10 protein-coding genes are annotated in these 14,549 nt (G+C 43.2%); 8 read left to right on the forward strand and 2 right to left on the reverse strand.

Going from position 1 to position 14,549, the window contains the following annotated elements; all coding sequences use genetic code 11:
• Positions 1 to 352: 352 nt before the first annotated feature.
• Positions 353 to 1,354, reverse strand: coding sequence for a LacI family DNA-binding transcriptional regulator (locus tag ACYTPF_RS14115; protein WP_461852659.1), 1,002 nt, complete (start codon positions 1,352 to 1,354; stop codon positions 353 to 355).
• A gap of 310 nt (positions 1,355 to 1,664) precedes the next feature.
• Here ACYTPF_RS14115 and ACYTPF_RS14120 point away from each other — a divergent pair, with 310 nt between their 5' ends.
• The 8 genes from ACYTPF_RS14120 to ACYTPF_RS14155 all read left to right on the forward strand — a co-directional run bounded on the left by ACYTPF_RS14120 (position 1,665) and on the right by ACYTPF_RS14155 (position 12,109).
• Complete coding sequence (locus ACYTPF_RS14120; RefSeq protein WP_461852660.1) at positions 1,665 to 2,687, forward strand: aldose epimerase family protein; 1,023 nt, start codon at positions 1,665 to 1,667, stop codon at positions 2,685 to 2,687.
• A gap of 178 nt (positions 2,688 to 2,865) precedes the next feature.
• Positions 2,866 to 3,921: a UDP-glucose--hexose-1-phosphate uridylyltransferase gene (locus tag ACYTPF_RS14125; RefSeq protein ID WP_461852661.1), complete on the forward strand. Its 1,056-nt coding sequence runs from the start codon at positions 2,866 to 2,868 to the stop codon at positions 3,919 to 3,921.
• Positions 3,914 to 5,053: a galactokinase gene (gene galK, locus ACYTPF_RS14130; protein WP_461852662.1), complete on the forward strand. Its 1,140-nt coding sequence runs from the start codon at positions 3,914 to 3,916 to the stop codon at positions 5,051 to 5,053. The genes ACYTPF_RS14125 and galK overlap by 8 nt, the downstream gene beginning before the upstream one ends.
• A gap of 361 nt (positions 5,054 to 5,414) precedes the next feature.
• Positions 5,415 to 6,977: a sodium/sugar symporter gene (locus tag ACYTPF_RS14135; RefSeq protein WP_461852663.1), complete on the forward strand. Its 1,563-nt coding sequence runs from the start codon at positions 5,415 to 5,417 to the stop codon at positions 6,975 to 6,977.
• A gap of 266 nt (positions 6,978 to 7,243) precedes the next feature.
• Complete coding sequence (locus ACYTPF_RS14140) at positions 7,244 to 7,828, forward strand: single-stranded DNA-binding protein (protein ID WP_179982031.1); 585 nt, start codon at positions 7,244 to 7,246, stop codon at positions 7,826 to 7,828.
• A gap of 392 nt (positions 7,829 to 8,220) precedes the next feature.
• Positions 8,221 to 9,228 carry an alpha/beta hydrolase family protein gene (locus ACYTPF_RS14145; protein WP_461852664.1) on the forward strand — a complete coding sequence of 336 codons (1,008 nt, stop codon included), beginning with the start codon at positions 8,221 to 8,223 and terminating at the stop codon, positions 9,226 to 9,228.
• Positions 9,229 to 9,560: 332 nt separating this feature from the next.
• Complete coding sequence (locus ACYTPF_RS14150) at positions 9,561 to 10,847, forward strand: alpha/beta hydrolase family protein (RefSeq protein ID WP_461852665.1); 1,287 nt, start codon at positions 9,561 to 9,563, stop codon at positions 10,845 to 10,847.
• A gap of 170 nt (positions 10,848 to 11,017) precedes the next feature.
• On the forward strand, positions 11,018 to 12,109 hold the full coding sequence (locus tag ACYTPF_RS14155; RefSeq protein WP_461852666.1) for a tetratricopeptide repeat protein: 1,092 nt from the start codon (positions 11,018 to 11,020) through the stop codon (positions 12,107 to 12,109).
• A gap of 66 nt (positions 12,110 to 12,175) precedes the next feature.
• Here the strand turns inward: ACYTPF_RS14155 and ACYTPF_RS14160 are convergent, their stop codons facing one another.
• Entirely contained in the window at positions 12,176 to 14,305 is a 2,130-nt protein-coding gene (locus ACYTPF_RS14160) for an alpha-galactosidase (protein WP_461852667.1), read from the reverse strand.
• Between the last annotated feature and the right edge of the window lie 244 nt (positions 14,306 to 14,549).

Here is a 14,549-nt window from a genome sequence, read left to right on the forward strand (position 1 = left end):
GATCTTGGTGTAACCTTCTGGTCGGATCACGAAATATCAGTGAAATCAAGCGGTGTAGAGCAATCCATGCTGATCTTAATGTTTTTTGATCGTAATTATGTGCAGGATCAGGCACTTTTTCAAATTGGGGATAAAAGTCTAGGGTGAAACGATCAAGCGTGTATTTTTGTCAACAGTTTCGTGAAATAAAATTTTTAGAATACTATTGCACGGTAATACATCGAATTGCGATTAATCACTCATCAAATGGGCTTTTTACTGTTTAAATAAAATACCCGCCATAGGCGGGTATTTGTTACTTTTAACGTTTGTAAACTATTATCCATGCGGACTGGTAGTATGTTAGCGAAGATTACACTCGCACTACGGAATCTCGCTTAACAATCGTGGGTGTATATTTAAAAGTTAAGCCTTCTTCTGGTTTACTCCCCGACGCGTACTTTAGTGCAAGCTCAGCGGCCTTTGCGGCCATCATTTCGACAGGGTAACGCAGAGTGGTTAATTTGGGGCGACAGTACTTAGCTAGCAATACATCATCATACCCCATTACAGACACTTGTTCGGGCACTGAGATGCCGTGGTCCTGTAACATGGTCATTGCACCTGATGCCATCGCATCATTATAAGCCAATACAGCGGTGAATTTTGCGCCGGTGGCTAGCAGGTTCTGCATAGCTAATTCACCACCTTCCTGATCAGGCGTGGCGTATTCAATCATGCTTTCAGGTAAGCTGAGCTTTGCGCTATCAATAGCGTTTCTAATCCCTTCAAGACGATGATTCGGATCATCAATACGGTATTGGCTGCTTATTACCGCTACATTTTCATGCCCTTGGTTAATTGCATACTCTGCCATTAGGCGACCACCGGTCACGTTATCAAGCCACACGCAGCGATTTGCTATTTCTGGTATGTAACGGTTTATTAAAACAAAACCTGGTACTTGACTAGCAAAGCCAATCAAAGTCTTATCATCAAGGGCTTTGCTGTGCACTACCATGGCTTCAACACGGTGTTCTAATAAGGTTTCGATGGCGCGAAGTTCTGTTTCTTTTTCAATTGACCCAGCACTTAATAGTATTTGAACGTTATTTTTGCGCGTTATTGATTCAACACCATGGGCTAACATTGCGAAAAATGGATCGTGCAGTTCAGCAATAACCACACCCAATGAGGCACTGCGTTTAGTTACAAGAGCCCGCGCATTTGCGTTGGGACGGTATCCCATTTCTTCCATGATTTTTTTAACGCGTTGTCGAGTATCGTTGCCTACTTTTGGGCCGTTATTGATAACCCTGGATACTGTGGCTAACGAAACGCCAGCGGCTTGGGCTATATCTTTTATTGTTGCCATTTTCTCTTTAACTTTGTTTTTTTAATGCATTAAAGACCTTGAGGTCTGATTGGCATAGCGTACATTATATTTACATAAAAAGGTAAAATTCTCACTTTCTGTGCTATGGCGGCACATCTCAAGCAATAGATAAAACTATCAAGTGGTTTTACCATACACAGTTCCTCGCCAAACCCCTGTCAAAAAGAACGGAAAACGTATAACCTTTTAGCAATTCTGAACGCTCTACCGATTCTAAAACTTTTCAGGCGAGCACGAAAAATTGCCCGAGATTAATTAATCGAGCACCCTATAAGGTAAAATAATTGTTATGAAAATCAACGTATCGACATTTGGTGAAGTAAGCGGCAAAGCTGTTAATGCTTTTACTTTAAGCAATGACAACGGGATGTCAGTTACCTTGCTTAACTATGGTGGAATTATCAAGGAACTCTATTTTCCCAACGCGAAGGGCGAGTTGATTAGCTGTGTTCAAACTTTTGATACGTTGCAGGGCTATATTGATGACCCTAGCTATCGCGGTGCAATTGTAGGGCGCTACGCTAATAGAATAGGGAATGGCACATTTACTCTAAACGGCCAGCAATACACGTTAGATAAAAACGGCGGAGAGCATAATCTTCACGGGGGGCATGCCGGCTTTCACAAAAAATTGTGGCAAGCTAGTACTCAAGAATCACCCGATAGTGCCAGTGTGACATTTACCTTATCTAGCCCAAACGGCGAGGGTGGCTTTCCTGGAAATATTAATGTTGAAGCCTCTTATACACTTGATCAGTTCAACGAGTTGTCCCTTGTAATCAAAGCAACGACAGATGAAGAAACACCCCTTAGTTTCACCCAACATGCTTACTTTACGCTAAGTAACGATGAAAAAGTGGGTAGTACACTGCTACATATCGATGCAAAAAAGGTGACGGATGCAGATAGTACGCTGTTGCCAACCGGTGATTTAGTTGATGTTGCTGATACACCCTTTGATTTCACTTCACTTAGTAAAATAGAAGAAAGGGCTAAACAAGACAATTCGCATCCATTGTTTGACCGAGTAGGCGGCTACGATCACAACTATGTGCTTCAAGCAGCTTCAGGAAATGCCCCACAAGCTACGGTTAAAGCACCGGATACCGGCGTTACAATGGAACTATACACTAGCCTTCCTGGGCTGCAGTTTTATACGGGAAGTTTAAAAGACAGCGATCAGCTAGGCGCCCTATGTTTAGAGCCTCAGCATTTCCCTGATGCACCGAATAAACCGTCGTTTCCAAATTGTTTTGTAAAGCCGGGTGAAACTTATGAAGAAACGATTCGATATAAGTTCAGGGCTGAGTAAATTCACTGAATTACCAAAAGAAAATTAATTGTTATTAATTTAACAATTAATTTTCTTTGTTAGTTAATTGATAAACAGCATTGCTTGCTATATTATTGCTAGGGTAAACGTTTAACCTTTAAGTGTTATGCAAAAGCGTTATGCTAGAGCTTAACCGGCCTATTCAGAGAGAGTGATTATGGGAACCCCTTTCGACCCAACCAATGATCCACATCGCCGTTATAACCCGTTGTTGGGCGAGTGGGTGCTAGTATCGCCACACCGTGCTAAGCGTCCTTGGCAGGGGGCTTCTGAAGAGCCGAATAACGAACAAAAGCCATCTTACGATCCTACTTGCTATTTGTGCCCGTCTAACACGCGTGTGAACGGCGAAGTAAATCCCGACTATAAAGGGACGTTTGTTTTTCAAAACGATTTTGCTGCGCTCAAGCAAGACACTGAGCAAGCCAGTGAGAAAAAAGGCCTGTTCCAATTTGAAACAGAGCAAGGCTGTAGTCGCGTTATTTGTTTTTCTCCTGATCACAGTAAAACACTTCCTGAACTTACTGACGAAGAACGGGTAGATGTGGTTAAGACGTGGAAAGAACAAACCGCTGAACTGGGTGAAAGCTATCGTTGGGTACAGGTTTTTGAAAACAAAGGCTCAATGATGGGGTGTTCAAACCCTCACCCGCATGGTCAGGTATGGGCGCAGCAGCATATTCCCACAGACCCAGCAAAAAAATTGGTACAGCTGAAGCAGTACTTTGGTGAAAACAACGCACCTATGTTGTTAGATTACGCAGAGCAAGAAGTGATTAAGCAAGAGCGCGTAGTATGCCAAAACGATGACTGGGTGGTTGTGGTTCCATATTGGGCTGCATGGCCATTTGAAACGTTATTACTGCCACGTTTTAATGTTCAATCTTTGCATAAGCTATCTGATTCGCAATCTCTTTCACTTGCCAAAATAATTGGTGAGATAACAGCGAAATACGACAATTTATTTGAGACGTCTTTCCCATATTCAATGGGTTGGCACAGTGCGCCATTTGATAATGAAGAACACCCTGAGTGGACGCTTCATGCACATTTCTTCCCGCCGCTATTGCGCTCAGCAAGTGTCCGCAAGTTCATGGTTGGATACGAAATGATGGCCGAAGCACAACGAGATTTGACCCCTGAACAGGCGGCAGACAGATTAAAAGCACTGCCTGCGGTGCACTACAAGCAACGTGAGAATACTAATGGATAACCAAGTACTTTCTTCAAAATTTGAAGCGCATTATGGCAATGAGCCAACGCTAATAGCACACGCCCCTGGCCGAGTGAACATAATCGGTGAGCACACCGATTATAACGAAGGGTTCGTCTTTCCGGCTGCTATCAACTTTGGTACTTGGGTTGCGGCATCGAAGCGCAACGATAATGACATTCTAGTTACTGCTATGGACTACGAAAATCAGCAGAACCAGTTCTCATTGTCAGACATTAATTACGACGAGGAACAAGGTTGGGCAAACTATGTTCGCGGCGTAGTGAAAGTACTAAAAGAGGCTATGCCAGATTTTGGCGGCGCAAATTTGTTGGTAACGGGTAATGTTCCACAAGGCGCCGGTTTGAGCTCTTCAGCGTCTTTTGAAGTGGCAATACTAAAAGCCTTAAGCGCATTGTATGAATTGCCTCTTGATGGTGTGCAAGCTGCGCTATTAGGTCAAAAAGCAGAAAACACTTTCGTAGGCTGTTCGTGCGGAATCATGGATCAGTTAATCTCAGCCATGGGCAACGAAGGTATGGCAATGCTGCTTGATTGCCAGTCATTAGCCATCGAGCATTCACCGCTTCCAGATTCGCACCAAATCGTGATTATCAATTCGAATGTGAAACGTGGCTTGGTAGACAGCGAGTATAACTTGCGTCGTCAGCAGTGCGAGCAAGGAGCATCGCTACTGGGTGTTTCATCGTTGCGCGAAGCAACCATGGAGATGCTGGAAGAAGCTAAAGCACACATGCCTGAAGTGGTTTATCGCCGAGCAAAGCATATCATTACTGAAAACGCGCGTACTTTAGCAGCAAGTCAGGCGTTAAAGTCTGGTGATATTGAAACGGTAAGCGACGCTATGGCGCAGTCTCACGTTTCTATGCGTGACGATTTCGAAATTACCGTACGCCCAATTGATTATTTGGTTGAGATTATCGGTGAAGTACTTGGTAAATCTGGAGGTGTCCGCATGACGGGCGGTGGTTTTGGTGGCTGCGTAGTGGCGCTTGCCCCTACAGACAAAGTTGATGCTGTGAAGAAAGTAGTAGCAGACAAATACTTTGACGAAACTGGCTATCATGCAGACATCTATGTGTGCACTGCAACACAAGGCGCATTTGCCTAAAGATAAATCAGCAGGAACAAAGATTTTAGATACACATCACTCCCTTTTTCTAAACAATCCTATTCGCTAGAATTGTTTGTGTCCCTTAAGCCGCTTCCATAGGTAGCGGCTTTTTTTTTACAAAATTGCACATTTCTTGTTAAAAAAGATCAACAAAGTGTGTTACTAATACTACCCGCAATAACACGATGCGTTTATCGGTGGTTTTCTGACCGGTTGACGGTTTATCGTAGAATGCGAAAAACGCGTATTGATACGTGACACTGGTGTGGCAAAAACCAATAAAATAATAAAAACAATTTTTCACCTGTGTACCCTGCATAATAATCGCCGCACCCAAAATAAAAACTTTGGGAAAATTATGAAATTAGCATCAATAGATATCACATTATTCGTGATATACGTCGTCGCGCTTGTCACAATTGCGTGGTGGGTTTCTCGCGAAAAGCAGGGGCATCAGAAAGACACAAACGATTACTTTTTAGCAGGCTCAAGCTTGCCATGGTGGGCGATTGGCGCATCGTTAATTGCCGCCAATATTTCCGCCGAACAAATTATTGGTATGTCTGGCTCAGGCTACCAATTAGGCCTTGCTATAGCGTCGTATGAATGGATGGCCGCCATTACACTGCTTATTGTGGGCAAATTCTTTTTACCTATCTTTTTAAAACATAAAATATACACCATGCCTCAATTCTTAGAGCAGCGGTATGATCATCGCGTGCGCAAAGTAATGGCAATATTTTGGTTAGGCGTTTACGTATTCGTAAACCTTACTGCTGTGTTGTGGTTGGGTGCTCTGGCTATTAACACTATTGCCGGTGTAGATATGGTTTACGGTATGATGTTCTTAGGTCTTTTCTCGCTAGCCTACTCACTTTATGGCGGCCTGAAAGCGGTAGCGTTAACCGACATTATTCAAGTGGTGCTGTTAGTCATTGGCGGGCTGTTCCTGTCGTATACCGCGTTAAACCTAATCAGCGATGGAAACGGTGTTATTCAAGGTTTTGTCGATTTAACCAATAAACTACCTGAAAAATTCGACATGATTTTGTCAAAAGACAATTCGCATTATATGGACTTACCGGGCATTTCTGTACTGGTTGGTGGTATGTGGATAATGAACCTGTCGTACTGGGGCTTTAACCAGTACATCATTCAGCGTACATTGGCGGCAAAGAGTGTGCAAGAAGCCCAAAAAGGTATCGCGTTTGCGGCATTCCTTAAGTTACTTATGCCGTTAATTGTGGTGTTGCCTGGCATAGCTGCGGTACTAATTGTGCCTGACCTAGCTAAGCCTGACCAAGCTTACCCAAGCTTGATGACGCTAATGCCTGTGGGCCTTAAAGGTATTATTTTTGCCGCGCTTGTGGCGGCAATTGTGTCATCACTAGCCTCAATGACAAACAGCGTGTCTACTATCTTTACTATGGACCTTTATAAAGATAAGCGCCCTAACGAGTCGCAGCAACATTACGTTAAAGTAGGACGAATTGTAAGCTTGATAGCGCTTATCATAGCAATGGTGGTGGCTAAACCACTTTTAGGCAATTTCGATCAAGCATTCCAATACATTCAAGAGTTTACCGGTTTCTTTACTCCAGGTATCTGCGCGCTGTTCGTATTGGGTATGTTCTGGAAGAAAACCACGGCAAACGGTGGCCTGCTTGCAGCGTTAGGTTCATTTTTATTAAGCATTGTGTTTAGACAGTTCTGGCCTGAATTGCCGTTTATCGACCGTGTTGGGCTCGTATTCCTGCTTTGTGTTGCTTTAGCTGTGGTTGTTTCTCTGCTAGAGAAGAAAGGCATTAGTGAAAATGCGGTTGACCTGAATGAAGTGCGGTTCAAAACCACAAGTGGGTTTAACGTAGCGTCAATCGCCGTAGTGATTTTGACCGCAGCGTTTTATATTACGTGGTGGTAGCAAGTATAAGAGGGCGTTTCTAATCTTAACGCCCTAACTAAGCTCTGCTCAAAACAACGCGAAAGTTCAGAAGACGCTGACAACAAATTTTGTTAAGTTCTAGAACGTGTTGCAGTTAGTGAGGTAAACGTGAGGCGAAAAATTTCAAATTTCCCACATAAAATACGATATACTAACCGGCTAATATTCGATGAACTTTCGCGCTTGCTGATGTCTTAGTTAATGAAGACATCAGCAAGCCACTAAAAACGTTACAGGAGACATCAATGGCAACGAAAGGCGTTAATAAGGTTATTCTTGTTGGAAACCTTGGCAATGATCCTGAAGTTAGATACATGCCTAACGGAAACGCCGTTGCGAACTTAAGCCTAGCAACTAGCGAAAGCTGGAAAGACCAACAAGGTCAGGTTCAAGAGCGCACTGAGTGGCACCGCCTTACAATGTACCGTCGCTTAGCAGAAATTGCCGGAGAGTACCTGAAAAAGGGCTCGCAGATTTACGTTGAAGGTAAACTGCAAACGCGCAAGTGGCAAGATCAGCAAGGTCAGGATAGGTACACTACCGAAATTATCGTAGACCAAATGCAAATGCTTGGCGGTCGCGGCGGTGAAGGCGGTGGTGGTAACGGTGGTTACCAACGTCCTCAAAACAACCAAGGTGGTTACAACCAAGCACCAGCGCAGGGCGGTTATAACCAAGCGCAACAGCAAGGCGGTGGTCAACAAGGTGGTTACAATCAAAACCAAGGTGGCGGCTATAATCAAGCGCCTCAAGGTGGTAACCAAGGTCAGCCTAAGAACCCACCAATGGCCGAGCCAGACTTTGACTTCGACGACGACATTCCGTTCTAGCTTACGTATAAATTAAAAGTGTAGATAAAACCCACTTTTGACCCTAAATACTATTTAAACCCAGTGTAAAAGCTGGGTTTTTTGTTTTTTATTCTCGCTCTTTTTTTGCTGTACTAAAGCAAGGGCTGAATATGTAAAAAAACTCCTGCAAATCTCTTTTGATCTGTATTCACTAGGTTTTAGCAAACAATTACTAGAGCCGCTAATCAAGTTAATATCGCAAGTTCAACGCCGGATGTCCAAAAGCCAAGTAATTCCTTTAAAAAAGAAAGTTCTTGCATAGGATTGCTTCGCTGGTGTCTTTTAGACTATTGTTTTAAATCTCAGCGTAACAATTGGCTCCCTATTCAAAAACATAATGGAATAGTTCAACAAAACAAAAAGGATTTGTAATGGAACGATACATACTTTTAGCTTCCTTGCTATTACTTTCATTTTCAGCTTCGGCATCAAATTTACTCGATCATGAGCTCGTTAAAAACGAGAGAAGCTGCTTTAGCTGGATATTTTCCGACTATAGTTCTTGGCGCAATCAAATGAAAAAGAAATACGAGAAAAGCGCAAAGACCGAAGAGGCCGTAAATAGAAAACTTGCATGGTTTGATTCAATGTTTACGCAAGAAAAATATGACCTTTATAAGAGTAATTTAGACTGCAGCACATTTGAATATGAAGTCGATTCTCTCATGGTTAAAGGGTATGTTATCAAACCAAAGGAGGCTGATAAAAAACTCCCTGTACTTGTTTATAATCGAGGTGGAAATGGTAATTTTGGCGGTGTAGTTTTCGGCTCAATGATGCATAACTTATTCCCTATTGCACAAGAGGGCTTTGTTGTCGTCGGAAGTCAATATAGAGGAACACATACCAAATTTGATACGTTAGATGAGTTTGGTGGGGAAGATGTTAAAGACGTTACTGCCTTATTAGACTTGATACCTTCGATAAGTGGAGCTGACTCAAATAGGGTTGGAATGTATGGTGCGAGCCGAGGAGGTATGCAAACACATTTAGCGCTGAAGCATAGTAATAACATTAAAGCTATCGCTACCATTGCTGGAAATACGGATCTAGCTAAAGGATTAACCTATCGTCCAGAGATGGAAAAAGTATATAAAAAGCGAATTCCCAACTACCTAGAAAATAAGCAGCAAGAATTAGATAGAAGATCGGTACTAAAGTGGGTGGATGAATTATCACCAAATGTGCCAATTTTACTTTTACACGGTACAGCTGATAAGCGGGTTTCCGTTAAGCATTCCGAAGACTTCGCCTCTGAATTAGTTAAATATAATATCCCTCATAAGCTGGTATTGTACCCTAACGACAATCATGGACTTTTTAAAAATAAAGAAGCGGTTAATAACGAACTCGTGAGCTGGTTCCGTAAGCACCTATAACTGTACACTAGTGAGCTGGTCGCGGCTTTTGGATGTTACTTTCCTAAAGCCTGTGTTTCCTGCTAGCAGGCTAATTGAAAGCAGTACAGTCAGCACTAGGGTGGTTGTAGCAAGTCGCACTTTTATTTGAGGACTGCAAATGAAACTGAAATTCTTAGATTAATAAGTGATTGTTCAAGGAAGCGTCATAAATTGAAAAAGTAATACGTTTCACCTTTTCAATCATTGCTTCTTATTGTTTCTAATTACCATTATAAATAGCGCATATCTTGCTCCTCACTCGTTAAAAGGTATTATTATTTTATTAACTAATTAGAAAAATGCCTATCACCATGAAAACGTTATCCCTACTTGCTAGTACCATCGCTTTGGTTTCAGCAGCTGCCATCGTTTCACCCACAGTATCAGCTGCTCAAAATCTGTATAAACCTTTTCCTGCCGACGTGATGCCGTCGCTCAGTGAGAAAGGTACACATACAGTTGGCGTAAAAACTATTGAAGCCACGTATCCTGAAAAAGTAAAAGATATTGCTGGAAATGATGTCGAGCGTAAGTTGACACTAGAGGTCTGGTATCCAGCTTCAAGTGCTGCTGAGACGGCAACGTATGTGAATGAAACACGAAGTGGTCAAGTATTTGAAATTGAGGGAGATGCAAGCCGCGATGCGCCCATTGCTGCAGCAGAATCTGGTTACCCGGTGGTGGTTATATCTCACGGGTATACTGGCTATCGCACGCTTATGTATTATTTAGGTGAACACCTTGCGTCTCACGGCTATGTAGTAGCAGCAGTCGACCACACAGATTCTACGAATAAAGATGTTAATTTTGCAGAAAACCCATATTCAGGTTTTCCAAGCACATTACTAAACCGCTCACGAGACCAAGTACTTACTTTAAACAGCATCAGCGAAAACGAATTTTTCAAAGAGAGTGTTGACGCAAGTAAAGCAGGGGTAATTGGTTATTCAATGGGAGGCTATGGCGCGGTAAGTACAGTCGGTGGTTGCTATGCATTTAACGATCAAACAGCAGCAACCTTTACCGGTACACAAGACCCTAAAGTGGCAGCCCTTGTTAAAGACGCGCTAAATACATGCGCTGGTGGCGAAGAAAGTAGCAAAGATGTGCTGCCAGCTTGGAAAGCAGCGCTAGCGCTTGCCCCATGGGGCGGGCAACATCAGCTTTTTGACGTTGAATCACTTAACAATATCAAGGTACCTGTTCTTTATGTGGCGGGTGATAACGACGATATTTCTGGTTACGATGGTATTAAATGGTTATTCGAAAATACCGGCAGTGAAGGTTCTAAGCTACTTACCGTTAAAAATGCGCGTCATAATGTCGCACCTCACCCCGCCCCGAAAGAAGCCTATGGCAGCGAGTTTGATTTGGGCAGCTACATTGAACCTGCGTGGGAAGTGCAAAAGCTGAATGGTATCAACGAGCACTTCGCGTTAGCGCTTATGAATTGTCATGTGAAAGGTTTAGAAGATGATTGTAAATACCTGAACGTGAGCGGCAGTAGTGCCCAAGTACCCGTAGACGGTAAGAAGCCAGAGCCTTGGAAGGGATTCGACGACCGATGGGCATTGGGTCTAGAGATGGACAGCAAATAAAAGTTTGAAAAGGGTGCTTCGGCATCCTTTTTTAATTTTGTTACATATTTATTTTCTATCGTAACGCATAGTGGCGTAATGTAAGTCTGCTTCTATCAATCATTGATAGTAAAAAGCGCTTTAAAGCGGTATTTCTGGCTAGCCATAAACTAAACCATAAGGAAGTGAAAATGCGTAAATCTACTGTGTCAGCACTATGTGTGTGTTCTATTTTGTTAATGCCAGCAGCGGCTATTACCCAAAGCCATGCAGCAGCACAAGACGTTGCTACAGCGAACGCCGATGAGGTAGCAACGTTAAAGGCCTACTTCAAACAAGGCGACTTTAAATACGTTGTAGAATCCCTCGAAGCCGTTAAAGGCAAATCGCCAGAACAGCACAACATGCTTATTTCTGCCCTGATGAACATAGATTTAGACGATGCCGAGGAGGCAGCAGAGCAGTTTATTCAGGATTACAGTGATAACTATAAGGCTTACCATACACACGCAAGCGTGATGGGAGCCCAAGCCTCAAGTAGTATATTTTCAGCCCTAGGCTATGCGAAAAAAGCAAAAGAGAGTTTAGAAAAAGCAGTGGAAATCGCCCCAGAAGAGGTTGCTGTTTACCAAGCCTTAATGCAGTTTCACTTAATGGCTCCTTCTATTGCAGGAGGGGACATGGATGAAGCCATGACACTTGCGCAAACAATTTCAAAACTAGATGCTACCGAAGGTCGGTTTGCCTTAGCTAAGGTTTATTTGGAGAAAGATAACCAGGCAGAAGCAGAGGCGATCTTTGCCTCTTTAATTGAAGATGATAGTACCCAAATTCGCGCTAGGGTTGAGCTAGGTAGTTTCTATTTAGGTAATGAGCAGTACGCGGCATCTTACGATACTTTGTTGCCTTTATCAGATACAGATGTGGCTGCAGTTTCGAAAGCGGATACTGAGGCTTGGGATACTTATCAAAAGCGTAAAGCCAGTCTTATGTATGGAAAGTATCGCTTAGGGCAAGTTGCTGTTGAAAGTGGCGAGTACACAACTTCAGGTATAAACGCGCTAAAAAGCTATTTGGAGGACTACCAGATTGCGACCATTGATACTGAAGGTCTACCAGCAGCTAATTGGGCTCAGCTACGCTTAGCTGAACTTCTTCTTAATGCAGATAAGGTAAATGAAGCGCAAAACCTTGTTGAGGGAATAAAAGAAGAGAAAGATGAACGTTTTGCTAAGACACTCAAAAAAATCAAAAAGGCACTAAAAAAGCGAGCGGCGGTGTAATACCGCGTAGCTCGCTTACTCTAATTTTCCTTAGGCAGAGCTTAGAAAGCCATAGCGTTTAGAAAACTACAGGGCTTTAACAGTATAAATTAAGGCTGTTTGTGGGAAGAGTACCGGCAGCTGCATACCGTATTTCATCAAGACTTCGCCTGAGAACACTTGCCCTTCAGTTTGCTGCAAAATTGAAGGAGTGTATTCTTTCAGCTTTTCAGGCCACACACGCTCAATGGAGTATTGCTTGTTAGCGTCAAGCCCTGCGAAGTAGAAACGGTTAGGCGTAGTGCGTACGGTTTCTGTAACACTGTTATATGCAAAAATACCCTCCTGCTTGTCTTTCGACACATAACCAAATTTCACATTCATGCCGTCGTCATCCATGCGGAATAGATCGCCGCCGTGAGTAATATGACGATATTTCTTATAAAGCGAAATGGCGTCTGTTAGCACGCTTTGCTCGTGGTCTGTCAGTTCACGCGGGTCCATTTCTATACCCATATGGCCAAATAAGGCTACTGCAGAACGAATTTCAATAGGTAAGTTACGACCTGTAATATGGCAGTCACGCGGACCTACGTGGGCGCCCATTACTTCAGATGGGAAGAAGTAAGAGCAACCGCGCTGAATATATAAGCGGTCTAGTGCATCGTTAGAGTCTGACGTCCAGAAGCGATCTGTGTGTGGCAATATGCCTAAATCTACACGTCCGCCGCCTGAGCAACAGCTTTCTATTTCAATGCCTGGCTTGGCCGCTTTTACACGGTCAATCAAGCCGTAAAGCGCTGCCATTTGGCCGTGCATTGCCGGTTTGCCTTGAAGGTTACCTGGGTGGTTTACGTCGCGGTTCATGTCCCATTTGATGTAGCTAATTTTTGGATAGGCTTTGAGTACATCAGTAATAACTTTATACAGGTACTCAACCACTTCTGGGTTGGTTAAATCCAGTACGTATTGGTTTCTAAACGGCACATGAGGGTTGTTTTCAGTTTGTAAAGCCCATTCGGGATGCGCGCGATATAAGTCGCTATCTGGGTTAACCATTTCTGGCTCAAACCAAATGCCGAATTCCATGCCAAGACCAGTAACATGGTCAATTAACCCGTCTAGTCCTTCAGGGTAGATGGCTTCATCTACAAACCAGTCACCAAGCCCAGCTTTGTCGTTTCTGCGGCCTTTGAACCAACCATCGTCTAAAACGAAGCGCTCAATACCTAGCGGTGCTACCTTGTCAGCCAAGGCTTTAAGTTCGTCTTCGTTATGATCGAAATAAATGCCTTCCCACGTGTTGTAGTGAACTGGGCGAGGCTTAGATTCAGCGCTATGGTTTAGCACGTTGCTACGTATAAAATTGTGGAACTGCTGCGATAGGGATGAGAAACCTTCACAGCCATAGCCGGTATAAAGCACCGGAGATGTGTAGCTGTCCCCTGCATCAAGTACCACTTCACCAGGAAACAGTAATTCACCGAACTGAACATAACTTCTGCCATCAGCCATGAGTTCGGCGCGAAGCTTATGGTTTGCTGAAGCGCCAAGGTGGTAACCAAAGCACTCACCGTTAAGCTCGCCTGTTCCATCTGGAAATGCAATTAAACCGGGAAAAGTATCGTGAGAGGTTTTGCCTCGACGGTTTTCACGCACGTAGCTGCCAAAGAATAAGTCGTGATCTTTGGTTTGGAATTCAGCAGACCAACGACCTTCGAATGTTTTGATTTTACTAACCGTTGTAGGAAGTGGAAGGTTAGCAGCATTCAGGTAATTGAGGTTCAGTGCACTGCTGCCGGTGTTTTCTACACGAGAAACATATTTTACAACGCTGGTCGCGGTATCAAGCTCTACATTTGTAATAAGGCGCATACCGCGATGCGCATCTTCAGCAATAAAGGCAACCGATTGAGCGTCTTGATTTATCTCTACTAAGCAAAAGCCCGCTGACCATTGGTCAGCATCACCGGAAACTTCAAGGCCTGGCTGACCTGTCCAACCTTCACCATGGGTTGGTACTAAAGTAATTGGTGGCTCTATTACTGGCGCACACTTAGCTTCTTGGCGTGTATTTAAAACGCTAAGCATTTCAGGCGTTGTGCTGTCACTTAATGGCGCACCATAGTAAATGACTTTTGGCATACGACCCTGACAGTCGAATATTAAGGTGACTTTTTCGTTCGACAGGCGTACGAATTGAGAAAGTGACGACATAAAAACCTCAGCGTTAATAAAACGTAAATTAGGTGGTGATACAACTTTTTTACAACGTAAGTAGTGACTTCTTACGGCATAATTTCGCATATTAAATCACGTTCACTATACCTATTCTACAATTTTAGGGTAAACGTTTTACTTTCAATGGTAGTCTGCATTGCGAAGGAAATGAAGTCTGACCAATAGTTGTAAAATATAGACGATATTAATTGTTAAAAACAAAAAAGGATGTCAAAAGACA

The sequence above is a fragment of the Alteromonas sp. HB246098 genome (assembly GCF_054890645.1).